This window comes from Falsiroseomonas sp., from assembly GCF_041690465.1.
GTDB lineage: Bacteria > Pseudomonadota > Alphaproteobacteria > Acetobacterales > Acetobacteraceae > Falsiroseomonas.
Window position 1 is genome coordinate 12,678 of record NZ_JAWLHG010000018.1, and the last position, 26,678, is coordinate 39,355.

Here is a 26,678-nt window from a genome sequence, read left to right on the forward strand (position 1 = left end):
GCTACGTCCAGAGGCTGCGCGCGAAGGCGATCAGCGCCTCCGCCACCGCCGCCGGCTGCTCCGGCAACAGTGCATGTCCCGCGCGGGCCACGACGACGCGGCGGGCCAGGGGGCCGAGCGCCGCGCGCAGTTCCTCCTCCGAGGGCGGCGGCGCGATCGCGTCCTCCGCCGCCGCCAGGTAGAGCAGCGGCTTCGTCTCCGCCGCGCGCAGCCAGGCACGGTCGCTGGTCGCCTCGCGGGCTGCGCGCTGTGCCCGCGCCACTTCCGGGTGCCAGCCTCGCAGCCAGACACGCGCATCATGGCCCGGCGCGAAATAGGCGCGCTGGAGGTGCTGCAAACGCTCCTGATCCGGCAGCGAGAGGTCGAAGCTCGCGGTGATCGAGCGGCTGATCCCGGCGTCCACCGAGGTGCCCGTCACCGCGGCGAGCATCGCCACGCCCTGCACCAGGTCGGGCCGGTCATGCGCGAGCATGCGCGCCACCCAGTTGCCCGCGGCATGGCCGACGACGAGCGCAGGCCCGGCCTGCAGCGCTTCGACCGCCGCCGCGACATCGGCGGCCATGTCATGAAGCGTTGCGTCCGGCCGCAGCGGCGCCGAGCGCCCGATGCCGCGCGGCTCCGGCCGGATCAGCCGCAGCCCGCCCTGCAGCAGCGGCTGCGCGACACAATCGAAATCCTCCTGCCCGCGGCCGAGCGAAGCGACCAGCACGACGGGCCTGCCCGCGCCCATCGCTGCAAGCTCGAGGTCACCGGCCGGAAGGTGAAGCAGGCGGGATTCCGTCGGGCCGACAGCCGGCGGATGTGGCGCAGGGCCCATGACATCTCCTCGCGATCCCGGGCCGGGAAGGTGGTGACCGGGGTCCGAACAAGTCAATAGGCCAACTCATTCGACCGAGCGCCCCCGGCCGCGCACGGCCGGCGCCACGCGGCTGTGCTTCGCGCGCTATACCGCGCGCGGGGCGGTCTCGGCCAGCAGCGGGGCCTCGCCTTCCAGCGTGGTGCGGTGCATGCGCCTTGTATAGCGCTCCTCGTCGAAGGGCGTGGCGCAGTGCTGCGTGCAGCGGTTGTCCCACAGCACCGCATCGCCGGGCAGCCAGCGGTGACGATAGACGAAGTCCGGCCGCTGCGCGAAGGCGCAGAGCGACGCGATCAGCTCGCGTCCTTCCTCACGGGGAATCCCCTCGATCTCCACCGCCCAGCGGCCGATGTAGAGGGCAGTTCGACCGGTGCGCGGATGACGACGGGCGATCGGGTGCCAGACATCCGGCCGCTCGCGCTTTTGCTCCTCGGTCAGCGCGGGCAGGTGGGGGTAGTGGACATGGTGCAGCTGCACGCGACTGAAACGCGCACGACGGCCAGCGAGCTGCGTCTTCGTGGACTCCGGCAGCGCATCCCAGGCGGCATACATGTCGGCGAACAGCGTATCGCCACCTTCCGGCGGCACCTGGACGCCATGGAGGAAGGAGCCCGCATTCGGGATTGCCTTGTCCTCGCCATCGCTGTGGAACCCCATCCCGGCACGGCGCAGCCCGATGGCCTTGCCGCCCTCCTCAGCATTGCCGACGACGAAGACCTCCGGATGGCCCTCCAGGTTGAAGTCGGGGGGCACCATGATGTGCAACGGCCCAAGGCGACGCGTGAAGGCGATGTGCTGCTCCGGCGTCATGGACAATTCGCGGAACACCAGGATGGAGTGGCGATACCAGGCGTCCTCTACCGCGCGGAAGGTCGCCGAATCCAGTTCGAGCGTCGGCGGTACGCCGCTCACCTCGGCACCGAAACCGCGTGGCGTGATCAGGTGCAAACGCGGTCCAGTCATGGCGGCGCCCCCTCGTGCAGACCTCGTGTGGCCGAGCCTGGCGCGCGGTGATCATCGGCTGGCCGGCGCCTCTGCGCCATCACGTCAGGCTCAGGATCGTCATGCCGATCACCGTCACGAAGCGTGCCGTGTCCGCCCAGCGCCGGTCACCCTCGTGCCGTCCGGCCGAGCGCCAGACGCCGACGGCGACGAGGACGTTGTACGGGACCGACAGCCCATAGCCCACGACCAGCGCCGCGATCGGACGGTCCGCGGAAATCAGCACGAGGAATAGGATGCTGGTTGTCAGGTTGACGGCAAGCCCACCCAACACGGCCCAATTCCAGAACGCCGTCGCGAGCGGAAGCTCGCCCCTCCAGAGCCTGAGCAGCACAGCCATGCCCTACCTGGGCCCTCTCCTCGTTTGGTGCGGCTTGCAACGAGGCCGGGAGGCTACGCGGCCATCCGGCGCGCCCGCAAGCGGATACCGGACCTTCTGCCGAACACCAGGCGCATCGCACCCTGCTCGGCCAGCGGCGACACGGCGCTTCGGGCGACCGAGGTGGGCGGGAGAGACGGTCGTGCCGATGACAGATACTCCCCACCATTGCGGGCCCGCCGAGGCGCCTTGACCGGATGCATCCCGGCAGCCGATCCTTGCGCGACCAGAGCCTGGAGATCGCCATGCCGCGCATGCTGCGCTTCACCTTCGTCGATGCCGGCGTGTCCGGCCGCGTCGAACTGCACGAGACCCTCGCGGCGAAGACCGTGGAAGCAATCTGGGGTGCCCTGGCGCAACCGGTCCGCGAGCTGAGCTTCCACGCCATGTTCGCCGGCCCGGAGATCATGGTCGGCCTGCCGAAATCCGCGCAGACCTTCGACCCGCGCAGCCTGCCGCCGGAAAACCAGACGGTGATCCCGACGCCGGGCGACGTGCTGTGGTTCTACCAGGCGCCGAACATGATGAAGGGCCTCGCCGACGAGTTCTGGGAGATCGGCATGTTCTACGGCGATGGCGGCCGCGTCTTCGGCCCGCTCGGCTGGACTCCGGTGACCATGTTCGGCCGCATGCTGCCCGAGGACCTTCCTGGCTTCGCCAAGGAATGCGCCGACATTCGCCTGCACGGCGCGAAGATGCTGGAGATCCGCCGCGAGGGCTGATCAGGGAAAGCGCGGCGGCCGGGCGTCCCGCACACCAAGCCGCGCTTCCAGCGCCTGTGCGGCTGCGAGCAGCCGTGCTTCGTCGCCGCGCCGCGCCACCATCTGCAGCGCCAGCGGCATGCCCGATGCGTCGAATCCGGCGGGCAGCGACAGCGCCGGGTGGCCCGTCAGGTTGAACGGGATGCGCAGCGAAGGCTGCGCGACGAAGGGGAAGCTTTCGGCGGAGACGGCATCGTCGAAGCGCGGCGCACCGGAAACCTCGGCGGCGCAGACCAGCAGGTCGTGATCGTCGAACAGCGCGTCCATCTCGGCGGCCAGCCGCATGCGCCTGCGTTGCGCCTGCAGCAGGTCGGCCGCCGAGAGGAAGGCGCCGAGCGCGAAGCGATGTCGCGCCAGCGTGCCATAGACCGTGGGGTCCGTACGCAGCTGCGCCTCGTGGTTGGCGAAGGCCTCGGCAAGCAGGATGATGCGGCCACAGGCGTCGAGGTCGTGCGGCGCCGGCGGCCTCGCCTCCGCCACCTGCGCACCGAGCGCGGCGAGCAGCCTGAGCGCATGCTCGACCGTGGCGATGACGGCATCGCTGGCGCGCACCGCCGGGCCATCGAAGAAGCTGCGCAGCACGCCGATCCGGGTCCCGGCCAAGCCACTGCCGAGCATCGGAAGGGTCCGCGTTCCGGCGATGGCGTCGAGCAGCAGCGCACAATCCTCTACGGTGCGGGCCATCGGGCCGGGCTCGCCCATGGTGAAGGTCATCGGCAGCACACCGGCGCGCGAAACCAGGCCGAGCGTCGGCTTCAGCCCGACCACGCCACAATAGGCCGCCGGCTGACGAATGGACCCGCCGGCATCGGTGCCGATCGCGAGAGGCCCCTGTCCGGATGCCACCGCCGAGGCCGAGCCGGAGGAGGAGCCGCCCGGAATGCGCGCCGGATCCCAAGGGTTGCGCGCCGGCGGGAATGGCAGGTCGAAGGAGGGACCGCCATAGGACAGCTCGTACATCGCATGCTTGCCGAGGATCACCGCGCCCGCCACGCGCAGCCGCGTGACGATGGCGGCATCGCGCGCGGGCACCCGGTCGAGATGCAGCCGCGAATGACCGGTGGTGCGCTGTCCCGCCGTGTCGATGCAATCCTTCAGCCCGATCGGCACGCCGTGCAGCGGGCCTTGAGCCCCACCACGATCCGCCGTGCGGGCGGTGGCCAGCGCGCCATCGGCATCGAGCGTGATCCAGGCGGCAAGCTCCACCTGCAGCAGCGCACAGCGGGCCAGCAGCGCCTCGGTCCAGCGTTCGGCCGTGAGCGTGCCGGTGGCGACGCGGCGCGCGCCCTCGGCGGCGCCGAGCCAGGCGAGGTCGGTCACGGGCCGAGCGGCGGCGGTGGCGGACCGTCCTCCGCGCGCAACCCCTCGCGCACGCGCGCGAGTTGCGGTTGCAGGCCGAGCCAGCCGCGGTGCAGCTGTTCCAGGTCGTCCCGCGAGAGCCGTTCCAGCCCCAGCCGCTGCGCCCAGGCGGTGAACTCCGCGAGTGTCATGCGTGCTTGCGCTCCACCACCTCCACCACCTGGTCGCCCGCATGCAGCGGCATGAAGGGCCGGCGGATCGAGCCCACCCAGGCCTCGCGGGCCGGGCAGGGAATGGTCTCGACGACCTCGCCATACATGTCGATCATCTCCCCCATCACCTGGCCGCCGGCCATGTCCTGGCCCGGCTCGACCGCGGGCTTCCAGAAGCCGCCACGCGTGCACTTCACATGCACGGCATTGCCGCCACGCCGGATATCGGTGGCAGTCGGCGGCTCGCCCGGGATCATGCCGAGCGCACGCGCCGCGCCGTGCAGCGCGACCGAGAAGTTCTCGAGATCCTCCTCGCGGACCCGCGCGCCGCCGCCGCTCTCGATGATCAGCGTCGGCTTGTTGTGGCGGCGCGTGACGTTGGTGAGGAAGGTGCCCTCCATCCAATCCTCCGACGCGCCCCACTGGTAGCGGCTGCCGACCTTGGCAGCGAGGTCGCGCGCTGCGGTCTGCGCGGGGCCCATCACCTTGGCATCATAGATCACGTAGAAGGCGGTGATGGTCAGCTCGCCTCCCGAATGCAGGTCGAGCACGGCATCCCCGCCCTGCTCGGCCGCGAGTGCCAGCAGCCGGTGCACCATCTGCTCGCCGACACTGCCATCCGGCTTGCCAGGAAAGATACGGTTGAGGTTGGTGCCGTCCTGCGGCACCAGGCGGCTGTGCTGGCGCTGGCCGAGCGGGTTGGCGCACATCAGCGCGGCGATGCTGCCCTTCATCTGGCTCAGGTCCAACCCGCGCAGGAAGCGCGCCGTCGCCAGCGGGCCGACATTCTCGCCGCCATGGATCAGGCACTGGATGTAGAGCCGCGGCCCCGGCTGCGCGCCGCGCGCCAGCAGCACCGGGGAGAGCAGCGGGAGGATCGGATCCTCGCCGAGTTCGATGACCCCCTTCGCGAGTTCGCCGGGCGCGGCCTCCGCGGTTCCGAAGCGCATGGCGTTGTCCTCCTTGCAGCGGCGCGTCAGGGCGCCGGGATCGCGGTGAGGTCGGCGGCAGTCCAGCGGGCCGTCGCAGCGGCGCCGGGACGGAAACGGTCGGCGAGCGAGGCAGGCCCCTCCACCAGCAGCGCGCGACCGCCCGACAGCCGCAGCACTGCCTGCACGCCGGTGCCGAGGAAGGACAGCACCTCGATCGAGCCCGCCGCGGCATTCGGTCCCTCGGCCGGCGCATCGTCCAGCACGATCCGCTCGGGGCGCAGCACATAGGTCGCGGCGCCGGCGGCTTCGAGCGGAATGCCGTCCTCCGATATCAGGCCGCCGGCGGCGCCCGGCTTCGCATCGAACAGGTTGGCGCGGCCGATGAAGCCGGCGACGAAGCGCGTCGCGGGGCGGTCGTAGATCTCCCGCGGCGTGCCAAGCTGCTCCAGCCGGCCCTGGTTCATCACCGCGATGCGGTCGGAGATCGCCATCGCCTCCGCCTGGTCATGCGTGACGAAGAGCGTCGTCAGGCCGAGTTCGGTCTGCAGGCGGCGCAGCTCGATCCGGGTGCCCTCGCGCAGCAGCGCGTCCAGGTTGGAGAAGGGCTCGTCCAGCAGCACGACCGCAGGATTGATCACCAGCGCGCGCCCCACGGCGACGCGCTGCTGCTGGCCGCCGGAAAGCTGGCGCGGCAGCCGCGCCTCGAGCCCGTCGAGCTTCAGCAGTGCCACCATGCGTGCGACGCGGTGCGCGACCTCGGCCTTCGGCACGCCGCGGCGATGAAGTCCGAAGGCGATGTTCTCCGCCACGCTGAGATGCGGAAACAGCGCGTAGGACTGGAACACCATGCCGGTGTCGCGCTTGTGCGCCGGCATGCTGGTGATGTCGCGCCCGCGCAGCAGGATGCGCCCGCCGCTCGGCTCCACGAAGCCGGCGACCATGCGCAGCGTCGTCGTCTTGCCGCAGCCGGAGGGGCCGAGCAGCGCCACCAGCTCGCCCGGCGCGACGGCAAGGTCCATGCGCGCGACCGCGACCGTGCTGCCGTAGCGGCGCGACAGCCCCTCCAGCGCGAGTTCGGTGCCGCCGCTCATCGTTGGGCGTAGATCTGCTGCGCGACCATCAGGATGAGCGCCAGCAGGATCAGCAGGGAGGAAACCGCGGCCACCGTCGGGTCGAAGGCCATCTGCGCGGCGCCGTAGAGCACGACGGTCAGCGGCGCCTCTCGGGCCGAACCGAGGAACAACGCCATCTCGACCTCGTCGAAGGAGAAGATGAAGGCCAGCGCGGCGGCGGCGAAGAGGCCCGGCCGCAGCGCCGGCAGCGTCACCAGCAGGAAGGCCTTCAAGGGCGAAGCGCCGAGGTTCTGCGCCGCCTCCTCGATCGAGCGGTCCACCCGGCGCAGCACCGGCAGCATCACCCGCAGCACCAGCGGCACCCCGACGATCAGGTGCGAGACGACCAGGCGCATCATGCCGGGCGGCACCAGCGGGTTGGAGGCGAAGAACAGCGTCAGAGCGACCGCGAGCACCAGACCCGGCAGCACCAGTGGCGAGAGGAAGAAAGCCTCGATCAGCGCGCGGCCGGGAAAGCGGAAGCGCGTCAGCGCCACCGCCGCCGCCGTGCCGATCACCAGCGAGATGGCGGCCACGGTCAGCGCCAGGCGCACGCTGACGAAGAAGCCGTCGAGATAGCGGGTATCGGCGAGCGCCGATTGATACCAGCGCAACGAGAGCCCTTGCGGAGGGAAGGCAAGATAGCCGGTGTCGCTCAGCGAGGCCGCGATGATCACGAAGAGCGGACCAAGCAGGTACACGAACGCAAGCAACGCAAGCAGCCGCAGCAGCCAGCCGAATGGATGACGCAGCGAGATCATCGCTCCGCCGCCTCCCGCCCCTCGCCCAGCAGCCGACCGTAGGTCATCGCGACGGTGAGCGCGATGACCAGGAGGATCGCCGAGATCGCGGCGGCGAAGGGCCAGTCGAGCAGTTCCAGCGTCTGCTCGTAGATCGTCACCGCCATGAAATGCGCGCGCGCGCCGCCGACCAGGCTCGGCGTGGCGAAGGCACTGACGGAGAGCGAGAAGACCAGTAGGCAGCCAGCCAGGATGCCGCCGCGCGCCAGGCGGATCGTCACCAGCCACATCGCGACCGCTGGCGGGGCGCCGAGGTTCATCGCCGCATGTTCCAGGTCGCGGTCGATGCTGCGGAGCACTGCATAGAGCGTCAGGATCATGATCGGCAGCAGCACCTGCGCCAGCGCAATCACCACGCCGCTGAAGGTGCCGAGCAACTGGTAGTCCGGCGGCACCAGGCCAGAGCCCTGCAGCAGACGGCTGACGGTGCCGCCACGATAGAACAACACCATCCAGGCGAAGCTGCGCACCACCGCGCTGACCCAGAGCGGGAAGGTGGTGAGCAGCAGCAGCAGACCCGTCCAGCGCGTCTCTGCCCGCGCCAGCAGGAAAGCGAGCGGAAACCCCAGGACGAGTGTGACCAGGGTGACGCAGACGCCCAGCGCCAGGGAATTCCCCAGCACGCCGAGGTAGTAGGAATCGCCGAGGAACCGCTCGTAGGAGGCCAGCCCGAAGGGGGGCGGGTTGCCGATCGAAAGCCCGAGCAGCCCGACCTGCGGCCAGACAAAGAGCACGGCAAAGAGCAGCGCCGCCGGCGCCAGCAGACCGGCGGCGATCAGCCCCCTCCGCGCCGCTGATGTCACCGGGTGGCGATCTCGCGGTTGAAGCGCTCGGTCCAGGCGGGCCGGCTGGCGTTGATCACGTCGCGGTCGAGCGTTGCAAGCTTGTCGGTCGGCGCCATGAACCGCGCGACATCTTCCGGCAGGCGGGCGGCGGTGTTCACCGGTGCCCAGCCGACCTGCTGTGCGATCGCGACCTGCACCTCCGGCTCCAGATGGCCGTCGAGCACGGCGCTGGCGATGTCCGCGTTCCGGCTGCGCCGCGCCACGCACCCCATCAGCGTGACGAAGGGGGCGCCCTCCTCCGGAACGCTGTAGCCGACCGGGATGCCCATCGCGCTGCTGCGCATGGCCGAGGCGCCGTCGTACGGCATGATCCAGATGTCGCCGGTGGAGAACAGCGTCTGCACCTCGGCGGCCGCACGGAATATGGTGGCACGCGCGGCGATGCGCTTCATCGCGTCGAAGCCCGGCCCCATGTTCTGCTCGCTGCCACCGAAGGTCTTGGCCAGCATCACCAGGAAGTCCGTGCCGTAGCCGTTGGTGATGTGCGGAAAGGCGATGTGCCCCTCGAACTCCGGCTTGAAGAAGTCGCGATAGCTGCGCGGCGGCGTGGCGACCTTGTCGGTGCGGTAGAGGATGCCCTCCGTCACCAGGCCCCAGGCGATATAGTGGCCCTCGGCGTCCTTGAGATGCGCCGGGACATTGGCGAAGTTGGCACCGGCGGGAATGGGCTGCGTCAAGCCGGCCGCCTTGGCCGCACGTTCCTGGCCGCCCGAGAACATGAAGAGATCTATCTGCGGGGCCTGCGTCTCGGCTCGCATACGTGCGAAGGCCTGGGCTGAAAGCAGCGGCGTCTGGGTGGTTCGGGCGCCGGTCGCCTGTGAGACCCGGTCGTAAACCATTCGTTGGATCAGGTCCTGGCTGGGCCCACCGAAGGCGGTTGCGACCAGCTCACGGCCCTGGAAGCGCTGCTGCGCCGCGGCGTCCGAACCGAGCAGGCCGAGCCCCGCCATTCCGGCGCCCAACCCGAGCGCCGCGCGCCGACCCAGCCTTGCCGTCGCAAGATCATCGTGCCGCATGGCCTGCATCCCTCATGGATCCCAAGGTGCGCAAACTATGCGGCAGGCCCAGGGCGGCGGCAACAGACCTTCTGCTGCAACGATTGCAGCGCCTGCGCTTCCGCGCCGCTGCCAAGGCGGCGCGATTCGAGAAGCCGTCCTGCTCCGGCTTTCGCTTGCGCGCGGGGGAAGCCGTCCTGCATGCTGCCGGAAGAGGTTCCGATGGCCCACCAGCGCTTTCGCCCAATCAAGACCGGCCTCTACGACAAGGACCAGGCCATAGGGAGGGACATGTGCTTGGCGGTCCGCGCCGGCAATCTGGTTTTCCTCCGCGGCCAGACAGGGTTCACGCTGGATGGCTGCTTCACCGGCTTCGGCGACGCTGCGGCACAGGCCGACCAGGCCATGTGCAACGTGAAGATCCTTCTCGAGGAGACCGGCGCGCGGATGGAGCATATCTGCAAGATCACGACCTGCATCACAGATCGCGCCTTCCACGAACCGGTCCATGCCGTGATCGGACGCCACCTGGGCGACATCGCGCCGGTCGGCACCAGCCTTATCGTGAATGGTCTCGCCCTGCCGGAAATGCTGGTCGAGATCGGCATCGACGCGGTGATCCCGGCATGAGAGTGGTGCTCGCATCCGGCGGCGCGCTGCTGCTCGGCGGCATCAGCTCCGCGGCGCCGGGCGGCAACACGCCAGACGCCGCGGCCGGGCAGGCCGAGGCCGTATTCGACGCGCTGGAAGCACGCCTCGCCGCAGCCGGGGGCGCGCTCCACGACGTCTGCAAGATCACCATGCAGATCACCGACCGCGCCTTCCGCCAGGCGGTGTATGCAGTGATGGGCCGGCGGCTGCTCGGCGTGCGACCTGTCAGCACCGGGCTGATCGTCAACGGGCTGGACGACCCGCACGCGCTGTTCCAGCTTGATGCCTGGGCGGCGCCTGGTGGTCCGCATGAGCGGCTGCGCAGCTATCGCTCGACCTCCGTTCCCTATGGCACCACGCACCAGCCCTTCGTCGCCGAGTTCTGCATGGTCGTGAAGGCCGGCCGCGACGTCTTCCTGCGCGGCCAGACCGGCATGAGCCTGGATGGCACGTTCACCGGTGCCGGCGATCCCGGCGCACAGGCACGCGTGGCGATGGACAACGTCGAGACGCTGCTGGCGGATGCGGGCGCGACCCTCGCCGACGCCGTGCATGTGACGGTCTATGTCACGGATCGTGCCTGGCTGTCTCCGGCGTTGCGCGCAGTGGTGCCACGCTTCGCGGCCTCGCCGGTGCCGCTCAGCGTGCTTGTCGTGAAGGGCCTCGCCGCGCCGGAGATCCTGATGGAAGTGGATGTTCGTGCCCAGCTGGGATGATCTTCGGCTCAATGCCCGGAAGGGAGCGGCGCCGACCGCTGGCGTGGCGACGTCGGGGAGCCCATCGGGCGGCGAGGCCTGCACTCGCCAAGCCGTCAAGATGTCCGCGAAGGCAACATAGCATACCTCAGGTGGTGAGTGACCGAATGGAGATCGCACGCGGCCCGCTGGGCGGTGATGCCGTACTTCGTCCGGACGGGCATGCGGTGGCCGGGCCGAAGTCGCGGGTATTCGTGAAGATCACGTACGGCGCTCATCGCCATGCGGAGGTGTCCAGCTCGGCCCGGCTGGTGCCACGCCGAGGGAAGGCAATGGAGGACATACGTGCGGGCAGTGCGAGGGCTGCATGGCGCGTCGCGGCCATGGCCCGTTCCTCTCTCTCTGCGGCGTCGCGCTTGAATCAGACCGGGGCGGGCGTGGCGTCCGGGTCCACGGCGCGCGTCACGAACAGCTCGACCATCGGCCGGTAGCGGTCCCACAGTGTGCGCAGCGCCAGGATGGCTTCCGGCGCATCATCCACGCGGAGGTCCACCAGCGGGAAGACCTTCCGTTCCACGACCAGCAGCGCGGAAGAGATGACAGGCCGGCCTTCGCCGCCGGCGGCCTCGCCGGCCTCCATGGCACGCACCAGCCGCTCCGCCAGCGGTTCGGCGGCCGACCCGGCGAAAGCAGCGGCCATCGCGGCGGGCACCTGCTCGTTCGCCAGGATGTTGCCCATCGCGACGCAATCTTCGGCGTGCACCGCGGCACGCGCGGGCTTCACCTTCGCGCCGTCGAACTGTGCCGTGCGGCCCAGCCGATCCATCACTGCCAGCTGCCGCCAGCCGTGATGCGGCGTGCTGGCAACCAGCGCGGCGAGGGCCTCCTCGGCGGAGCAGCCCTGACGCAGCAGCGCGAGGCCCCGCGGGCCGAGCCGCGGATCGGTGCGATGCTGCGTCAGCACCGCACCGACGCCCGCTTCGGCATAGGGAACCCGCGAGCCAACCGAGAGGCTCGACGTGGCAACGGCGCAGCCGAGTTGGCCTGTAAGGGCGCAACGCCCGATCAATGAATAGGTCATGGTCGCAAATGTTGTCCCCAGCTTGCCGCCGGGCGCAAGGGCAGGCTTGCGATGATCGGCAATCCGGTCGCGGATCGAGGACCGCGCGGTTCGAGTGTCGCGCTCAGGCATGCCGCCAGCCCTGGCGGATTGCTCATCGGCACCGTGAGATTCTCCGCGCCGGCGATAGAATCCAGGGTGACTTTCAACACAGTCGCGGCGCCGCCGGCCGCGGTGCCGGATAGCCGCAACCTGCCGCATGGATCACTTCGAAATGCCCCATGATCCGCTGGCTGGCCCACATGCGGCGCAGCACATCGGCCGCAGGATGGCGATCCGCCGCGCCGAAGCCCTGCGGAAGATCCACGTGACGCATCGTCGGCGCGGTTGCTAGCCTGCCCTTTGCTGCCTCAATGCGGGGAGAATGGTCATGGCAAAGGTCCGGCATTGGGCGTCGATGCTGGAGGGCGAACTGCCCGCCATCCTTGCGATGAGCGAGCGCGTGGTGAACATCGACAGCGGCAGCTATCTCGCAGCAGGCGTGAATGCCGTCATCGACGTCTGGGCGGATATGCTCGCCGGGATCGGCTTCACCATCGAGCGAACGCCGCTGGCGGATTTCGGTGACCAGCTGACGGCGCGCCTCGCCATCGGCGGGAACGGGCCGCGCCTGCTCGTCTTCGGCCATGCCGACACCGTCTGGCCAGCCGGCGTCGCGGCCGAGTGGCCGTTCCATCGCGACGGCGGGCGCATCACCGGGCCGGGTGTCGGCGACATGAAGACGAATGTCGTTATGGCACTGCATGTCCTCCGCGGCATGCTGGTCGAGGGCGCCGCGAAGGGTCTGTCATCCATCACCGTCTGCATCGTCCCGGACGAGGAGATCGGCTCCCCCGGCAGCCGCGCATGGCTGGAGGCGGAGGCGCAGCGGGCCGATCTCTGTCTGACGCTCGAACCTTGCCGGCCCGCGGGTGGCGTCGTGATCGGGCGCGGGGCGGTGGGCGCGGCCTATGTCACCGCCACCGGCGTGACGGCCCATTGCGGCGCCGCGCGCGACAAGGGCGCGAGCGCCGTCGCCGCGCTCGCCGCGATGGTCCCGAGGCTCGAGTCCCTCGGCGACATCTCAGCCGGGCTCTACGCGACGGTCGGCATCCTTCGCGGCGGCGATGCGCGGCAGGTGGTGCCCGGCTGGGCCGAGATGCATCTCGACCTCCGCGCGCCGGATGACGCCGCGGCCGAGCGGCTGCTGGCCGATGTGCGCCGGATCGTAACCGCGCCGCCGTCGGACCCGCGCATCTCGGTCGCCTTGCGCGGCGGCTTCACACGCCCGGCCTTCCCCACCCATGCCGGCACGCGGGAGTTGCTGGCGCTCGCCGAGAGCTTCGGTGCCGAGCTCGGGGAGCCGGTATTCGGGCTGGTTTCGCGCGGCGGCTCGGATGGCAGCTTCGCCGCGCGCTTGGGCGTGCCAACATTGGACGGCCTAGGGCCCATCGCGCACGAAACCTGCTCGCGCCGCGAATCGGTGGAGGTGCCGTCCATCGTCTCGCGCGGCGCCGTCCTCGCCGGCCTGATCGAGGCCACCGCCGAGGGTGCCCTGTCGCGCGCATGAGCCTGGATCTAACCGAACGGCGCATCGCGCTCATCACCGGTGGCGCCGGCGCGATCGGGATGGCCAGCGCGCGGCGCCTGGCGCGCGGCGGCATGCTGCCGGTTCTCGTCGACCGGGACGGCACTGCGCTTGACATCGCCGTGGCCGCCTTGCGCGCGGAAACCGGGCAGCCCGCGCTCGGCATCCTGGCCGACCTGCTGGACCGCGCGGCGCCACACGCGATCATGGCGCGCGTTGCGCAGGCGTTCGGGCGGCTCGACTGCCTGGTCAACAATGCCGGGCTGAGCGGCGCGCGGCGTATCGGCGAGGTCGCTATCGCGGAGTGGGACGCCGTGCTTGCCGTGAACCTCACCGCGCCGATGCTGCTGGCGCAGGAAGCGATGCCGCTATGGCAGGCACGACATGGCGGCAGTATCGTCAACATCGCCTCACGCGTATGGCTGAGCGGGGCCGGGCCCGGCTACACCGCCTCCAAGGCCGGGCTGATCGGGCTCACGCGTTCACTCGCGGTCCAGCTCGGCCCGCTCGAGGTCACGGTGAACGCTGTGGCGCCGAGCTATCTCGGGAGCGGCTTCAATTTCGACGGCGACGAGGCGGCACGCCGGCGCGCGGAGCAGGAACATATCCGGCTCGGCGTGCTGGATCGGCTCGCCACCGCCGAGGATGTTGCCGGCGCCGTCGCCTTCCTCGCCTCCGCCGATGCACGCTTCATCACCGGAGAGGTGCTGCATGTCTGCGGCGGCGCACAGCTTGCCGCACGGCCGGCCAGCGCCGAGGTCACGGACGGCCGGGCTTGAGCGCGATCACCGCCTTCCTCGCGCTCTGGAACGATCTCGCACCCGGTCGCGAGCGCGAATACGACGCCTGGCACACGCGCGAGCACGTGCCGGAGCGTGTCGCCGCGCCGGGATTCCGCAGCGGGCGACGCTATGTCTGCGCGACGCATCCCTCACATCGCTGGTTCACGCTTTACGAGCTGGCCGCGCTCGGTTGCCTCGAAACGCCCGAATATGTTGACCTGCTGCGTAACCCGACACCGTGGTCTGCTTCGATGCGGCCTGAGTTCCGCAACTTCCTGCGGGTGCCATGCAGCGAGGCGGGGAGCGCCGGCTACGGAATCGGCGGCGCGCTCGCCGTGCTGCGGCTGCCGGATGAGAAGGCACTGGCGGCACTCGGCAGCCTCGTCCAGGGTGAGGATGTGGTGCGCGCCCGCTTTGGGCGGCGCGCCGACCGCGGGCTCGCATCGGGCGGCTTCCGCGCCGGCGCGGATGGAAGCGGTGCCAGCGATGACTTCGCCGCACTCCTGCTGATCGAGGCACTGGATCGTCGCGCCGCGCAAGGCGCCTTCGCCGAGGCCGCAGCGCGCTTCCTGCCAAGCGTCGCACCGCTGGACGCTGGCGGCGTCTATGATCTCGCCTTCATCTTCCCCGGACCCGACCTGGCGGAGCGCACCGCGCATCGCCGGCCGCACTGGCAGCCGGGCTGACGAGGGGCGCCGGCCACAGCCGTTTCCGGCGCTGACGGGACGGGGCCATGGCAGGGCGACAGCCTACGTGCATCACGGCATACTGCGCCGCCCGCCCTGCATGGAGCCCTTCCTTGCGCCTCCTGGTCGCCAACCCGAACACCACGCCCGAGGTCACCGAGCTCTGCGCGCGCGCCGCGCGTGCCGTAGCCTCGCCGGGCACCGAGATCGTCCCGCTCACCGGCCGCTTCGGCGCGCGCATCATCAATTCCCGCGCGGAGAACGCGATCGCCGGCCATGCCATGCTGGAACTGCTGGCCGACAACATCAGCGGTACCGATGCGGTGCTGCTCGCCGTCTCCTATGACACCGCCCTGCTGGCGGCGCGGGAGCTGTTGCCGGTGCCGGTGGTCGGCATGACGGAAGCCTCGATGTATGCAGCCTGTCTGCTCGGCACGCGCTTCGGCCTGGTCACCTTCGGCACGCCGACGGCCTATCACGAGCTGGTTGCGCAGCAGGGCCTGACGGCGCGGCTGGCGGGCATCCGCGCGATCAACGCCTCCGCCGCCGATGCCCTCTCCGATCCCGATGCGGTCGATGCGCTGGTAGCAGAAGCGGTCGCCGGCCTGGTGGCGGAGACCGGCGCGGAGGCAGTCGCGCTGTGCGGCGCGGCGATGGCCGGCATGCCCGGCCGCATCGCGGATAGCGTGCCCGTGCCGGTGCTCGACGGCATCGCGAGCGGCGTCGGCATGTGCGAGATGCTGGTGAAGCTCCGCCCGGCCAAGGCCCGCCTCGGCAGCCTGGCGCATCCCGGCACGCGCGCGACGCTCGGCCTCTCGCCAGCGCTCGCGGCGTTGCTCAGGGGCTGAGCGGAGGAGCAGAGGCTGAACGTCCTCGTTGCCCTATCTCGGGCTTCTCAACATGCGGCAGCACTATGCTCAGGGCCATCGTGTCAGCCTGATGCCCCCGGAGGGTCTGGCGAACGACGATCTGGTCGCCGTCGTCTCCAACATGGGCGCACCGCTGGTTGGGCAGGAACGCCTGTTCCTGCGCGGCACCGCGAAGCTCGACGACCTCGCCGAATGGCACGGCCGCAGCTTCGAGCTTGCGTTCCAGAACGAGCTCGCCGTGGGCTGGCTGGACGGCGTGCCGCGGGTGATGACGCCCGACCTGATCTGCGTGCTCGACACCGCCATTGGCGAGGCGATCGGCACCGGAACGCTGGGCTACGGTCATCGTGCTGCGCGCGCCGACGGTATTCCTGTCGCCAACAAGGCTGGAGTTCGTCGGGCCCCGCGCCTTCGGCTACGACCTTGATTCCGTGAGCGTGCTCTGATGCGCCGCAGGATCGGGATTGACGTCGGCGGCACCAACACCGCACTTCCAGGCACGCCACCAGCGGCTCGGGGTATTGCAGGAACAGGTCGTAGACATGGTAGGGCTGTTCGCTGCCCGTCTGACCGAGGTGGTGCCGTGCAGGATCGCGCGGACATCCTCCAGCCCGATGCCGGCGGCCTGCATCACCTCCTCCAGCTCGGCCAGCGCACCAATCGAAGGATCGGAGGCCGGCGTCAGGCAGTTGTGCAGCCGGGCAATCCCCGGCCGGGATCAGCGAGGATGAACTCGGTGGATGTGCCGGCGATGTCGAAGCCGATCTGCCAGGCTGCGACCATGTCCGACCCGCTGGCGCCGCTGCGTGCGGCCGGAACGAAAGCTAGCGCAGGGCCGCAATGTCCAGAGGATGCCTTCGCAGGGATTGGCCCGAGGTGCCCGCGGTCTAGGCCGGCGGATCCTCGTAGGGGATATGCTCATCCGTAATCCGCCAGATCTCGCGGGCGGCATGGGTCTGCTGCTCCTCCACGAGATGGCCGGCCAGCCCCCCGGAGCGCGAGACCACGGCGATGCCCCGCATGATCGAGACCGGCATCCCGATCTCGAGCAACAGCGCCGCGATGGCGCCGGTCGCGTTGATGGTCAGGTGGCGCCCATACCCGGCATCCACCGCCTCTCCGAGCGCCCGCAGCAGTGCGATGTGGTGCCCCTGCACGCCGCACTCGGCCGCCACCCGGAACAGCCGCGGCGGCCTTGGATCGTCCGGCTTGTGGAAGGGGTGGCCGAAGCCCGGGATCGGCTTCCTGAGCGTGCGATGTGCCTGCACCACCTCGCGGCACCAGGCGACCTTGTCCGACTTGTCGATGCCCTCCGCCAGCAACCGCGCGCAGCCGTCCATCGTGCCCGCGAACACATCGCCGACCGCGAGCAGCCCTGCCGCGATGCCGACCTGCGCCTGGCCCGGCGCGCTGTCATAAGCCAGGCGCGCGATCAGCGAGGTCGGCGTCCAGCCATGGTCCATCAGCGTGACCAGGCAGGCATCCAGCACGCGCGCCTCGCCGGGTGTCGGCAGGCGCCCGCAGGTGAGGAGGTACAGCACCTCGGTGAAGCCGTGCTTGCCGATCAGTTCCTCCACCAGGTCGCGGCCGCGCAGGCGGATGGAGGTGGCGTCCGATCCGGCGATATGCGTCTTCATCGCGTTGGCTCCTCGTGCCGCTCAGGTCGCGTCGCCGAAATCCAGCAGCTTCGTCTTGTACTCGCTGCGCCCGATGCTGCCGAAGGGCACCAGCGTCACGCGCACGGAGGCCACCAGCGTGGCGCGCACCGCCTGCTCGATCGCCCGCGCCAGTCCTGCCGGCGGCGCGGCCTCGCCGGGTCCGAGCTCGACATGCACCGGCAGCGGCGGGTCCTGTCGCACGCCGCGGCGCAGCGGCCGGATCACCATCGCGCCGCTCACCTGCGGCGCGAAACCAGCGGCAACGGCGCGCACGGCGGAAGGAAAGACATTGACCCCGCGCACGATCACCAGGTCATCCGTGCGGCCGATGCAGCGCACGCGCGGCGTGGTGCGCCCGCAGGCGCAGGGCGAGGACCACCACACGACATGGTCGCGCGAGCGGAAGCGCGCGAGTGGCACCGCCTCGCGCGTCAGCGCGGTGTAGACCAGCTCGCCCGTCGCGCCGTCGCGCTGCTCCACCGGCGCGCCGCTCTCCGGATCCACCAGCTCGACATGCACATGGTCGCCGCCGCCGAAATGCATGCCTTGCTGAGCATCGCACTCGCCCCAGAGCGAGATGGAGACATCGCCGATCCCCATCGCCTCGCACAGCATCGCACCGAAGGCACCCTCGATCCGGCCGCGCATCTGCGCCTCGCCGCCCCCCGGCTCGCCGGCGACGCAGATGCGTCGGAGGCCCAGGCCATCGGCGGCGATGCCTTGCGCGGCGAGCTGCTCCGCCAGGTGCACCGCATAGGACGGCGTGCAGAGCAGCGCCTCCGGCCGCATCAGCTGCAGCGCGCGCACCAGCCGCGCCGTGTTCCCCGTGCCGACCGGGATATGGCACACGCCGAGCGCGGTGATGGTGTCGAGCGCCGCGCCGGCCACGAACGGCCCGGCATTGTAGGTGCTGACCACCCGCATCCCGCGCCGCAGCCCGCCCGCCGTGTAGGAGCGCGAGGAGATCTCGATCCAGTTCGCCAGGTCCTGCGCGGTGACCGGCATGTAGCAGGGATCGCCGGTGGTGCCGCTGGTGGAGTAGATGCGCTGCAGCGCCGCCGGATCGGCTGCCAAATGATGCCCGAAGGGCGGCGCCTCGGCCTGGCTGCGACGGATCTCGTCCTTCTCGGTGAAGGGCAGGCGCGCAAGCTCGTCCAGGCCGCCACAGGACGCGGCATCGGCGACGCCCGCGGCGCGGAACTTGTCACGGTAGAAGTCCGAGCGGTCGAACAGGTAGCGCAGCTGGCGGCGCCAGGCCGCATCGTCGCGCGCGTGCTGCGCGGCGGGCTCGCGCGTCTCGACCTCCGGACGGTGGATGTGCGTCACCACGTTCGACGCCGCGCCCGTCCGGACAGCATCATGTCCATGCCCATCTGCATGGCTTCAGCCTATGGACGGCCGGCAGAGCATGTCAACGCAACGCACCCCGCGGGCCGGCCGTCCCTGCCCTTGCCAGCGATATGCTTAGCCCTCAAAGTATCTGCGGGTGGGCTCGCGCACCGTTGCGCGACAATGACCATTGCGCCCTCGCCGCGGGCCGTGCGGTCGCGGCAGGAACGGCCGGGAGGAGAGGAGCGGATGCCAGGCATCGCCAACCGCGTCGAGGATATCCTTGCCTCGTCCACGCGCCGCGGCCTGCCGCGCGCGATCAGGCACCAGTCGTCGGACGTGGCGTCCTACATGAAGGGCCTGGACAATTTCTGCCGGGTGATGGCGATCCGTCCTGGCGACCATGTGGTGATGCTGACGGACCCGCTGCTCGACCCTCGGGTGATCCAGGCGGTGCAGGGGCTGGCGCGCGGCCGCGGCGCCACCTTCATCTCCTACATGGGCGAGTCCACCCGCTACGTGACCGTGCCGGACGAGGCGAAGGCGCTGCTGGAGCGCGCAACCTTCGTCGTCTCCACCTGGTTCGCCTCCGTGCTCGACCCGTTCTGCATCGGGCTTCGGCGCAACAAGGGCCAGCGCTGGGTGAAGATCACCTTCTTCCGTGACCTCGACCTGCTGCACACCCCGCAGGCGCAATTCCCCGTGGATCTGCTCGGCGAGATCATCCGCGCCACCTCCCGCCTGTTGCCGGAGAATGGCGACTTCACGCTTCGCTTCACCGATCCGCGCGGCACCGATTTCCGCATCCCGTACACCGATGCGATGTTGCAGAAGCTGAAGCGGCACAACCGCTGGCGCGGCCACAACGTGGCGGATGAGGATGGCTGCTATGTCCATTACCTGCCGACCCACGGCCCGAACCTGTTCGAACCCGGCATGGTCGGCCTGCAGCCGCATGACAAGGTCGGCATCACCGGCACGATCTGGCCGCAATGGGCGGTCGGCTTCGACAAGCCCTTCGAGACCCCGCTCGGCGTCGAGTTCCGCGACGACGTGGTGCATGCCGTGCACGGCGACGGCTTCGAGGCGGAGGTGCTGCGCGACTACCTCATCGGCGGCACCCTCGAAGAGGTGGGCTGCGGGCATGTGCCGAAGGCACCGCGCTTCGACATCTACCCCGCCGGCCCGAACTCCCCCGGCGCGCTGCATTTCGGCATCAATGCGCTGAAGCCCTCCGAATACCTCCGCCGCGTGATGCCGAACTGGGAGGAGCCGCACATCCACATGGACCTGGTCACCTATGACAGCACGGTGATGGCCGACAACCGAGCCATGGTGGAGGACGGCCTCCTGCTCTCGTTGCGCGATCCGGCCGTGCTGGCCATGGCGGAGCGCTATGGCGACCCGGTGGAACTGCTGGAGGGCTACCCGGTCTGAGACCGGGTGCACCACGAACAACCAACAAGACGCGGCGCCGGCATGCAGATCGGCGCACGCGGGGAAGCAGGAGAGGAAACAGGGATGACGACGACAACCCGCCGCGCCACCTTGGCGCTCGGCATCGCGGCGCTTGCCGCACCGGCCTTGGCGCAGGCCCGCAATGTGCGCTTCGTCGTGCCCTACCCTCCCGGCGGCACCACCGACCTGACCGCCCGCCTGATCGCGCCGCGCGCCGCCGATGCGCTCGGTCAGACCTGGGTGGTGGAGAACCGCTCCGGCGCCAACGGGGTGGTCGGCGCGGAAAACGTGGCGCGCAGCGCGCCCGACGGCACCTCCCTGCTCTACTCGAACGAGGTGCTGACGGTGCTGCCCTTCGTGCAGCGCAACGTGCCCTTCGACCTGCAGCAGGATTTCACGCCGGTCGCCCGTACCGTCTCCATTCCCTATGTGATGGTCGGCGCCGCGAGCCTGGAACAGCAGGCCATCGCGCCGCTGCTGGAGGCGCTGCGCCGCACGCCGCAGCGCTTCTCCTTCGCCGGTTCGTCGCTCGGCTCGGTCGGCCAGCTCGCGACCGCGGCGCTGATGCAGAAGCTCGGCGTGGAGACCACCTTCGTCGCCTACCGCGGCACCGGCCCGGCAATGAACGACACGGTGGCGGGCTCCGTCAGCCTGTTCATCGCGCCGATGGGACCGGCGCTGCCGCTGGTGCGCGACGGCCGGCTGCGCGCCTTCGCCGTGACCTCGGCACGGCGCGAGGCCGTGCTGCCCGATGTGCCGACCCTCGCCGAGGCCGGCTTCCCCGACCTGGTCTATGAAGGCTGGTGCGGCGTCTGGGGGCCGCGCGGCCTGCCTGCCGATGTCGTCGCCGGCGTGAATGCGGCAGTGAACCGCGCCACCAGTGATCCGGCCGCCATGGAGCGGATGCGCACCCTCGGCCTCACGCCGGTGAACGAGACGGCGCAGCGCTTCGCCGAGATCATCGCCGCCGAGATCCCGCGCAACCGCGCGCTCGTCGCCGCCGCGCGCATCCAGCCGGAGTGAGACGCATGCATCGCCGCACGCTTCTTGCTGCAACCTTCGGCGCGCCGGTGCTGCTGCCGGGCGCCGCCCGCGCGCAGGCCGGCTGGCCGGACCGACCGATCCGCGTCGTGGTCCCCTTCGGCGCCGGCGGGCCCACGGACGTGGTCGCGCGCCTTCTGGCCGATCCGGTGGGCGCCGCGCTCGGCCAGCCGCTGGTGATCGAGAACCGCGCCGGCGCGGGCGGCAACATCGGCACGCGCGCCGTCACCCAGGCCCCGGCCGATGGCTACACGCTGGTGCTGAACGCGGCCTCGCCGCTGGTGATCAACCAGTCGCTCTACCGCGATATGGGCTTCGATCCTGCGAAGGACCTTGTGCCGATCTCGCGGCTCACCACCGGCCCGCTGCTGGTGATCGCCAACCCGGCGCTCGGCTTCAACAGCATCGGCGACCTGATTGCGGAGGCGAAGCGCCGGCCCGGTGCGCTGAACTACGCAACCGCCGGCAACGGCACCGTGCCGCATCTCGCGACCGAGCTGTTCCTGCGCGCGGCTGGCGTGCAACTCACCAACGTCACGTACCGCCAGACGCCGGATGCGACGCAGAGCGTGGTGCGGGGCGACACCGCAGTGTTCTTCGACAGCCCGGCGAGCATCCGGCATGTGCGCGCCGGCACCGTGCGGGCGCTGGCCGTCACCACGCCGCGCCGCTTCGCGGCCTTCCCCGAGATACCCACCGTGAAGGAATCGGGCGGCCCCGACATCTCGGTCGAGGCATGGTACGGCCTGCTTGCGCCTGCCGGCACGCCGCAGCCGATCATCGAGCGCCTGAACGCCGCCTTCCGAGCGGCGCTGCGCCGCCCGGAGGTGCAGCAGCGCATCACCGCGCTCGGCTTCGAGGCGGTTGGCGATTCACCGGACGAGTTCTCCCGCTTCCTCGCCGCCGAGTCCGCGAAGTGGCGCGAGGTGATCGAGTCCGCGCAGATCCGCGTGCAATAGGTCTCCGCCGTCAGACCTTGTGTGACTCCAGCGTCGCCGGATGGAACAGCTCCTCCGGCGACAGCACGCGGTCCGACAGGCCCTGCGCGTGGTGGTGGCGCAGGAACCACTCGAAGACATGGCGGTTGGGCGAGAGGCCGTAGGAGAAGAAGTCCTCGCCCATCAACTGGCGCGCCCGGCGCAGATTCTCCTCGACGAAGGGCAGCGTGACCTTGGTGGCGGAGGTATCGGTCAGCCGTGCCAGCGCGATCGCCTTCGATCTCTCGAACGCCTTCATCACCGCGCCAGGCAGCCAGGCGTGCTTCTCCACCAGGCTCTTCCGGATGCCCAGCACATGCATCACCGGGAAAATGCGGGTCTTGTTGAACCAGGCGATCGCCTCGGCGGTCGGATCGTCGAACAGCCACCTGATGTTCGGGTCGCCGCGCTCGAAGCAACTCGGCGCCCGCGGGCCCATCACGCCGTCCAGCTCGCCGGCTGCGAGCATGCCGGAGATGGTGGAACCCTCCGGCGCGTTCTCCACGCGCACGCCTGCGGGCAAGCTGACGCTCAGCTTCTCGATCCGCCCCGGCGTTTCGTAGCCGCCGCGCACCCAGGTGATGTCGCGCGCATGCACCCCGTACTCTTCCTCCAGGATGGCGCGCGCCCAGACATTAGCCGTGAGCTGGTATTCCGGCATGCCGATCCGCTTGCCGCGCAGGTCGGCGGGTGAGCGGACGCCGCGATCGGTGCGCACCACGATGCAGGTGTGGCGGAAGGCGCGCGAGGGGAACACCGGCACCGCCACATAGGGGCTATCCCCGCGCGCCACGCGCAGGCAGTAGGAGGAGAGCGAGAGCTCGCAGATGTCGAACGCCTCATGCCGCATCGCCCGGAAGAAGATCTCCTCCGGCTCCAGAAGCATGAACTGCGGATCCACTGCGTCGATCTGCACCTCCCCGTGCACGAGGGGCAGCATGCGGTCATAGGGGCCGATCGCGATGGAGAGCTGCAGCTTTGCCATGAGGTGTTCCGCAGGTTCTGTTCCCTCCCCCGCAGGTGCGGGAGGGGGAACACGCGTCATTCCGCTGCCTGTGCCGGCGGCGTACCGACGAAACGCGCGCGCTCAAGCTCGGTCGTGCCGAGCGTGCGCCAGTCCACCGTCTTCGGCACCACGCCTTCGAAGCTCGCGATGTCCTTCTGCGGCACGCGCGGCTCGCTGCGGCCGAGCGCCGGCGCGCCTTCCGCGAAGGCCTTCGCCGCCTCGATCATCAGTCGCCGCCACTGCACGATGGCGACATCGCTTGCGCCAAGCCTTTCGCTGGTCCGGTCGGCGATCGGTCCCATGCTCTCCCACATCGCCATGTCCTGCGCCGGGATGCCCTTGATGCCGGTGAAGTTGCCGGTCCGCATCAGGTTGCGGTCCTGCAGGTAGTCGTTCTCCCGCACCCGCAGCCGGCGCCAGCCATGTGCCGGATCCACGTCCACCCCCGGCGTGAGCGCAAGGAACTTCCGCCACTCCGCCATGGAAGGCACATCCGGCCCATCACCCCAGGCGATGAAGTGGAACATGCAGGTGGTGTCGTTCACCGGCACGGTCACCTGGGCGACGTTGTAGCTGGCGTTCGGTGGGATCAGGCTCGTCACCGGCGCGACGAAGGTGGTGATGCGGATGTAGTCGTGCGTCGCCGCATTCTGGATCGGGCGACGGATCGCCGCGTAGCGGAAGCCGTAGGAGGTAAGTTGCACCTGCAGCCGCGGTGCCTTGTCGGTGGAGGGCCGCGTCCAGTTCTTCGCATTCGCCCCCGCACGCCCGACGCGCGCCGGCACCATGTCGGACGAGTGCAGGGAGGAGGAATGTGCGCTGTCGATCTGCCCCTCCACCACCTGCGCCCAGTTGCAATCCACGCGCGCCGTGCCGATCGAAACCCGCGTCTCCGGCCTCGGCGCGAAGGGCGGTGGCTCGAAGGCCGGCATGGTGGCGCGGTCACCCAGCCAGGCCCAGACGAAGCCGCCGGCCTCCTCGGTCGGGTAGGCGACATGGCGGAACTTCGCCGCCGCGCAGGCCTCGGGCGGCTCGGAGGGCATCTCCAGCACGTTGCCCTCCGCATCCACCTTCCATCCGTGATAGAGGCAGCGCAGCCCGCCTTCCTCGTTGCGGCCATAGACCAGCGAGGCCTTGCGGTGGGGGCAGAACTCCCCGACCAGGCCGATGCGTCCTTCGGCATCGCGATAGGCGACCAGCTTTTCGCCCAGGATCTCCACGCGGACGGGCTTGCCCTCCGGCTCCTCCACCTCCTCCGAGAGGCAGACGGGCAGCCAGTGCTGGCGCATGAAGCGGCCCATCGGCGCGTCGCCCTCGACGCGGCAGAGTAGTTGGTTCTCCGCATGGCTGAGCATGGGGGCGTCCTCCCGATCGGAACGGCGTCAGGATGCTTAGGTTGCTAAGGTATGCGGCCGGGCGCCGCCCCTGTCCAGGGCCTTGACCCCGACACTTAGAAAGCTAAGTGTCCGCCCGCACCAGGGGAGCGCCGATGGACGAGGAAGCCGAGTTCCACCCGCTGCGCGTCGTCGCCGCGGAGCGCATCGCGGAAGGCATCCACCGCTTCGACCTGGCGCACCCGGAAGGCGGGGAGCTGCCGCCCTTCACACCCGGCGCGCATCTGCGCCTGCGCGTGCCGAACGGCCTGGTGCGGCGCTACTCGCTCTGCGGCGACCCCGCCGATGCCCGCCTCTACAGTATCGCGGTGAAGCGCGAGGAAGGCGGGCTCGGTGGTTCCGTCTCGCTCTGCGACGGCGTCCGGGCCGGCGATCTGCTGCCGGTGGCGGCGTCGCGCAACGATTTCGCGCTGTCGGGCAATCCCGTCGCGCGCGTCTTCATCGCCGGCGGCATCGGCATCACCCCGATCATGGCGATGATCCGGCACCTGCAGGCGGAGGGCCGGCCGCCCTGGAAGCTCTGGTATCTCACCCGCTCGCCGGCGCAGACGGCGTTCCTCGAGGAGCTGCGCGCGCCGGAACTGCGCGGCAAGGTGGTGGTCCACCATGACGGCGGCGATCCCGACAAGGCGTTCGATCTCTGGCCGGTGCTGGAGCAGCCGAAAGGCCGCCACGTGCATTGCTGCGGCCCGCGCGGCCTCATGCAGGCGGTGCGCGACATGACCGGCCACTGGCCCGCCTCGGCCGTGCACTTCGAGGACTTTGGCACCGCCGGGGGCCAGAAGCGACCCGACGACCTGCCCTTCACCGTCCGCCTCGCGCGCACCGGGCGCGCGGTCGAGGTGCCGCCCGGCACCACAGTCCTGGAGGCGCTTCACGCGGCCGGCATCGAGGTGGCGCATTCCTGCGAGAGCGGCACATGCGGCACCTGCCGCACCGGGCTGCTCGCCGGCGTGGCCGATCATCGCGACCTCGTCCTGATGGAGCACGAGAAGGCCGCGCAGATCATGGTCTGCGTCTCCCGCGCCGCGCCGGGCACGGGAGAGCTGGTGCTCGACCTGTGACGCGGCGCCTGAAGCTTGGCGTCGCCGGCCTCGGCCGCGCCTTCATGCTGATGCTGCCGACGCTCGCAGGCCATCGCCGCGTGGAGCTGGTCGCCTGCGCCGATCCGCGCCCCGAGGCCCGCGCGCGCTTCGCGCAGGACTTCCCCGGCAGCCGCGCCTACGGCGACGTCGCGGCGCTGTGCGAGGACCCGGATGTGGAGGCGATCTACATCGCCACGCCGCACCAGTTCCACGCCGCCGATGTCCTGGCCGCCTGCGCCGCAGGCAAGCACGCGCTGGTCGAGAAGCCGATGGCCGTGACCCTCGCCGAGTGCGCCGCGATGGTCGAGGCGGCGGAGCGCGCGGGCGTGCAGCTCGTCATCGGCCACAGCCACAGCCATGACGGGCCGGTGCTCGCAGCGCGGCGCATGATCGCCGCCGGCACGCATGGCCGCATGCGGATGATCTCCGCGCTGACCTTTACCGATTTCCTCTACCGCCCGCGCCGGCCCGAGGAGCTGGTGACCGCGCAGGGCGGTGGCGTGGTGTTCAGCCAGGGCGCGCACCAGGTCGACATCGTGCGCCTGCTCGGCGGCGGCCTGCTGCAATCGGTGCGCGCGCAATGCTTCGCCTGGGATCCGGCGCGTCCAACGGAGGGCGCCTACACCGCCTTCCTGCAATTCGCGGACGGCGCGGCCGCCACCCTCACCTACAGCGGCCATGGCCGCTTCGACACCGACGAGCTGCTCGGTTGGATCGGCGAGACCGGCCACCGCCGCGATCCCGCGGAGTACGGCGCTGCCCGCCGCGCCCTCGCCACGGTGACGGACGAGTCCGCGGCCAAGACGCGCCGCGCCTACGGGCGCGAGAGCGCTCCGCTACCGCCGCCCGGCCCGCCGGAGTTCCACAACCAGTTCGGCTTCCTGCTCGCCTGCTGCGAGCGCGCCGACCTGCGCATCACCGCGGAAGGCGTGACGGTGTACGGCGACGACCGGCGCTGGACGGAGAACACGCCCCTGCCCCATGTCCCGCGCGCCGAGGTGCTGGACGAGCTCTGCGCCGCCGTGCTGGATGGCATTCCACCGCTGCATTCCGGCGCCTGGGGCATGGCGACGCTTGAGGCGTGCCTCGCCCTCCTGCACTCTGCGCGCGAGGGGGGCGAGGTGGTGCTGCGGCACCAGGTGGCCACGGGCGACTGAAGGGACACGG

27 protein-coding genes and 1 pseudogene are annotated in these 26,678 nt (G+C 70.4%); 13 read left to right on the forward strand and 15 right to left on the reverse strand.

The window, feature by feature from the left end; all coding sequences use genetic code 11:
• Position 1: 1 nt before the first annotated feature.
• The 3 genes from ACESM1_RS17380 to ACESM1_RS17390 all read right to left on the reverse strand — a co-directional run bounded on the left by ACESM1_RS17380 (position 2) and on the right by ACESM1_RS17390 (position 2,198).
• Positions 2 to 817: an alpha/beta fold hydrolase gene (locus ACESM1_RS17380; RefSeq protein WP_372622167.1), complete on the reverse strand. Its 816-nt coding sequence runs from the start codon at positions 815 to 817 to the stop codon at positions 2 to 4.
• 126 nt (positions 818 to 943) lie between these two features.
• The gene (locus ACESM1_RS17385) at positions 944 to 1,819 is read right to left on the reverse strand and encodes a TauD/TfdA dioxygenase family protein (RefSeq protein ID WP_372622169.1); all 876 of its coding nucleotides are present in this window, start codon (positions 1,817 to 1,819) and stop codon (positions 944 to 946) included.
• 79 nt (positions 1,820 to 1,898) lie between these two features.
• Complete coding sequence (locus tag ACESM1_RS17390) at positions 1,899 to 2,198, reverse strand: hypothetical protein (protein WP_372622171.1); 300 nt, start codon at positions 2,196 to 2,198, stop codon at positions 1,899 to 1,901.
• Positions 2,199 to 2,455: 257 nt separating this feature from the next.
• Here ACESM1_RS17390 and ACESM1_RS17395 point away from each other — a divergent pair, with 257 nt between their 5' ends.
• Positions 2,456 to 2,959, forward strand: a complete 504-nt coding sequence (locus ACESM1_RS17395; protein WP_372622173.1) for a DUF3830 family protein — start codon at positions 2,456 to 2,458, stop codon at positions 2,957 to 2,959.
• On the opposite strand, the gene ACESM1_RS17400 is transcribed toward ACESM1_RS17395, so the two are convergent.
• Genes ACESM1_RS17400 through ACESM1_RS17430 form a run of 7 tightly spaced genes read right to left on the reverse strand, consistent with a single transcriptional unit; the run spans position 2,960 to position 9,214 of the window.
• Positions 2,960 to 4,318, reverse strand: a complete 1,359-nt coding sequence (locus ACESM1_RS17400) for an amidase (RefSeq protein WP_372622175.1) — start codon at positions 4,316 to 4,318, stop codon at positions 2,960 to 2,962. It lies immediately after the preceding gene.
• Positions 4,315 to 4,488 carry a hypothetical protein gene (locus ACESM1_RS17405; protein ID WP_372622176.1) on the reverse strand — a complete coding sequence of 58 codons (174 nt, stop codon included), beginning with the start codon at positions 4,486 to 4,488 and terminating at the stop codon, positions 4,315 to 4,317. The genes ACESM1_RS17400 and ACESM1_RS17405 overlap by 4 nt, the downstream gene beginning before the upstream one ends.
• Positions 4,485 to 5,459, reverse strand: coding sequence for a succinylglutamate desuccinylase/aspartoacylase family protein (locus tag ACESM1_RS17410; RefSeq protein WP_372622178.1), 975 nt, complete (start codon positions 5,457 to 5,459; stop codon positions 4,485 to 4,487). Before ACESM1_RS17410 ends, ACESM1_RS17405 begins: the two co-directional genes overlap by 4 nt.
• Before the next feature lie 26 nt (positions 5,460 to 5,485).
• Positions 5,486 to 6,532, reverse strand: a complete 1,047-nt coding sequence (locus tag ACESM1_RS17415; RefSeq protein ID WP_372622180.1) for an ABC transporter ATP-binding protein — start codon at positions 6,530 to 6,532, stop codon at positions 5,486 to 5,488.
• Entirely contained in the window at positions 6,529 to 7,314 is a 786-nt protein-coding gene (locus tag ACESM1_RS17420) for an ABC transporter permease (RefSeq protein WP_372622182.1), read from the reverse strand. The genes ACESM1_RS17415 and ACESM1_RS17420 overlap by 4 nt, the downstream gene beginning before the upstream one ends.
• Complete coding sequence (locus tag ACESM1_RS17425) at positions 7,311 to 8,156, reverse strand: ABC transporter permease (RefSeq protein ID WP_372622184.1); 846 nt, start codon at positions 8,154 to 8,156, stop codon at positions 7,311 to 7,313. The genes ACESM1_RS17420 and ACESM1_RS17425 overlap by 4 nt, the downstream gene beginning before the upstream one ends.
• Positions 8,153 to 9,214 (reverse strand): extracellular solute-binding protein, encoded by a 1,062-nt coding sequence (locus tag ACESM1_RS17430; protein WP_372622186.1) that lies wholly within the window; start codon positions 9,212 to 9,214, stop codon positions 8,153 to 8,155. Before ACESM1_RS17430 ends, ACESM1_RS17425 begins: the two co-directional genes overlap by 4 nt.
• A gap of 180 nt (positions 9,215 to 9,394) precedes the next feature.
• Between ACESM1_RS17430 and ACESM1_RS17435 the strand changes: the two genes are divergently transcribed.
• Both ACESM1_RS17435 and ACESM1_RS17440 read left to right on the forward strand, forming a co-directional pair.
• Positions 9,395 to 9,823 (forward strand): Rid family hydrolase, encoded by a 429-nt coding sequence (locus ACESM1_RS17435; protein ID WP_372622188.1) that lies wholly within the window; start codon positions 9,395 to 9,397, stop codon positions 9,821 to 9,823.
• A complete protein-coding gene (locus tag ACESM1_RS17440; RefSeq protein ID WP_372622190.1) occupies positions 9,820 to 10,560 on the forward strand; it encodes a RidA family protein in 741 nt (246 codons plus the stop codon). Before ACESM1_RS17435 ends, ACESM1_RS17440 begins: the two co-directional genes overlap by 4 nt.
• A gap of 400 nt (positions 10,561 to 10,960) precedes the next feature.
• On the opposite strand, the gene ACESM1_RS17445 is transcribed toward ACESM1_RS17440, so the two are convergent.
• Entirely contained in the window at positions 10,961 to 11,860 is a 900-nt protein-coding gene (locus ACESM1_RS17445; RefSeq protein ID WP_372622192.1) for a DUF1028 domain-containing protein, read from the reverse strand.
• A 169-nt stretch (positions 11,861 to 12,029) separates the two neighbouring features.
• On the opposite strand from ACESM1_RS17445, the gene ACESM1_RS17450 reads away from it, so the two are divergent.
• The 5 genes and pseudogenes from ACESM1_RS17450 (at position 12,030) to ACESM1_RS17470 (ending at position 16,009) form a co-directional block, all read left to right on the forward strand.
• Positions 12,030 to 13,208, forward strand: coding sequence for a M20/M25/M40 family metallo-hydrolase (locus tag ACESM1_RS17450; protein ID WP_372622193.1), 1,179 nt, complete (start codon positions 12,030 to 12,032; stop codon positions 13,206 to 13,208).
• Entirely contained in the window at positions 13,205 to 14,005 is an 801-nt protein-coding gene (locus ACESM1_RS17455; RefSeq protein ID WP_372622195.1) for an SDR family NAD(P)-dependent oxidoreductase, read from the forward strand. The genes ACESM1_RS17450 and ACESM1_RS17455 overlap by 4 nt, the downstream gene beginning before the upstream one ends.
• Entirely contained in the window at positions 14,002 to 14,694 is a 693-nt protein-coding gene (locus tag ACESM1_RS17460; RefSeq protein ID WP_372622196.1) for a hypothetical protein, read from the forward strand. Before ACESM1_RS17455 ends, ACESM1_RS17460 begins: the two co-directional genes overlap by 4 nt.
• A 113-nt stretch (positions 14,695 to 14,807) precedes the next feature.
• Entirely contained in the window at positions 14,808 to 15,542 is a 735-nt protein-coding gene (locus tag ACESM1_RS17465) for an aspartate/glutamate racemase family protein (protein ID WP_372622198.1), read from the forward strand.
• Positions 15,543 to 15,570: 28 nt separating this feature from the next.
• Positions 15,571 to 16,009 (forward strand): annotated as a pseudogene (locus tag ACESM1_RS17470) (DUF917 family protein).
• Between the two features lie 441 nt (positions 16,010 to 16,450).
• Here ACESM1_RS17470 and ACESM1_RS17475 read toward each other — a convergent pair.
• Positions 16,451 to 17,200: a citryl-CoA lyase gene (locus ACESM1_RS17475; protein ID WP_372622200.1), complete on the reverse strand. Its 750-nt coding sequence runs from the start codon at positions 17,198 to 17,200 to the stop codon at positions 16,451 to 16,453.
• 21 nt (positions 17,201 to 17,221) lie between these two features.
• Positions 17,222 to 18,547, reverse strand: a complete 1,326-nt coding sequence (locus ACESM1_RS17480; RefSeq protein ID WP_372622202.1) for a phenylacetate--CoA ligase family protein — start codon at positions 18,545 to 18,547, stop codon at positions 17,222 to 17,224.
• Between the two features lie 252 nt (positions 18,548 to 18,799).
• On the opposite strand from ACESM1_RS17480, the gene ACESM1_RS17485 reads away from it, so the two are divergent.
• From ACESM1_RS17485 to ACESM1_RS17495, 3 genes are all read left to right on the forward strand, one after another.
• Positions 18,800 to 19,987, forward strand: a complete 1,188-nt coding sequence (locus ACESM1_RS17485; RefSeq protein WP_372622204.1) for a hypothetical protein — start codon at positions 18,800 to 18,802, stop codon at positions 19,985 to 19,987.
• An 84-nt stretch (positions 19,988 to 20,071) separates the two neighbouring features.
• The gene (locus ACESM1_RS17490; protein WP_372622205.1) at positions 20,072 to 21,031 is read left to right on the forward strand and encodes a Bug family tripartite tricarboxylate transporter substrate binding protein; all 960 of its coding nucleotides are present in this window, start codon (positions 20,072 to 20,074) and stop codon (positions 21,029 to 21,031) included.
• A gap of 5 nt (positions 21,032 to 21,036) precedes the next feature.
• Positions 21,037 to 22,008 carry a Bug family tripartite tricarboxylate transporter substrate binding protein gene (locus ACESM1_RS17495; protein ID WP_372622207.1) on the forward strand — a complete coding sequence of 324 codons (972 nt, stop codon included), beginning with the start codon at positions 21,037 to 21,039 and terminating at the stop codon, positions 22,006 to 22,008.
• A 10-nt stretch (positions 22,009 to 22,018) separates the two neighbouring features.
• Here ACESM1_RS17495 and ACESM1_RS17500 read toward each other — a convergent pair whose 3' ends face one another.
• Positions 22,019 to 23,011, reverse strand: a complete 993-nt coding sequence (locus ACESM1_RS17500; RefSeq protein WP_372622209.1) for a PhnD/SsuA/transferrin family substrate-binding protein — start codon at positions 23,009 to 23,011, stop codon at positions 22,019 to 22,021.
• Between the two features lie 56 nt (positions 23,012 to 23,067).
• Positions 23,068 to 24,387 carry a Rieske 2Fe-2S domain-containing protein gene (locus ACESM1_RS17505; RefSeq protein WP_372622211.1) on the reverse strand — a complete coding sequence of 440 codons (1,320 nt, stop codon included), beginning with the start codon at positions 24,385 to 24,387 and terminating at the stop codon, positions 23,068 to 23,070.
• 134 nt (positions 24,388 to 24,521) lie between these two features.
• On the opposite strand from ACESM1_RS17505, the gene ACESM1_RS17510 reads away from it, so the two are divergent.
• Entirely contained in the window at positions 24,522 to 25,490 is a 969-nt protein-coding gene (locus ACESM1_RS17510; protein ID WP_372622213.1) for a PDR/VanB family oxidoreductase, read from the forward strand.
• Positions 25,487 to 26,668 carry a Gfo/Idh/MocA family protein gene (locus tag ACESM1_RS17515; RefSeq protein ID WP_372622214.1) on the forward strand — a complete coding sequence of 394 codons (1,182 nt, stop codon included), beginning with the start codon at positions 25,487 to 25,489 and terminating at the stop codon, positions 26,666 to 26,668. The genes ACESM1_RS17510 and ACESM1_RS17515 overlap by 4 nt, the downstream gene beginning before the upstream one ends.
• Positions 26,669 to 26,678 lie beyond the last annotated feature (10 nt).